Genomic DNA, 425 nt, shown 5'->3' with positions numbered 1-425 from the left:
CGACAGCTATGATTTCGCCGCGGTTTACCATGAGATGAACCATTTCTGCACCGTCGAGCTGAGCGCGTTTTACTTGGATATGGCGAAAGACAATTTTGTACATCGAAGCGGCTGACTCCCGCGCCCCGCCGCGCCGTGCAGACGGTGCTGTATGAAACGGTCGTCGCGTTGGCGAAGCTCATCGCGCCGATTTTGCCGCATACCGCCGATGAAGTGTGGGAGCATATCCCGAATCGAAGAGAAAACGTCGAAAGCGTCCAGCTCACCGATATGCCGGAGCCGATCGCGATCGACGGCGAAGAAGCGCTGCTGGCGAAATGGGATGCGTTTATGGACGTGCGCGATGACATTTTAAAAGCGCTCGAGAACGCGGCGCAATGAAAAAGTGATCGGCAAATCGCTGACGGCCAGCGTCATCGTCTACC

1 pseudogene is annotated in these 425 nt (G+C 56.2%); it reads left to right on the top strand.

Going from position 1 to position 425, the window contains the following annotated elements:
• Window positions 1–425: pseudogene (locus BRO54_RS18965) on the top strand (class I tRNA ligase family protein); the annotation flags it as partial.

The organism is Geobacillus proteiniphilus, assembly GCF_001908025.1.
Lineage (GTDB): Bacteria > Bacillota > Bacilli > Bacillales > Anoxybacillaceae > Geobacillus > Geobacillus proteiniphilus.
The sequence above is the reverse complement of the archived record's forward strand: the minus strand, read 5'-3'. Positions and strand labels throughout refer to the sequence as shown.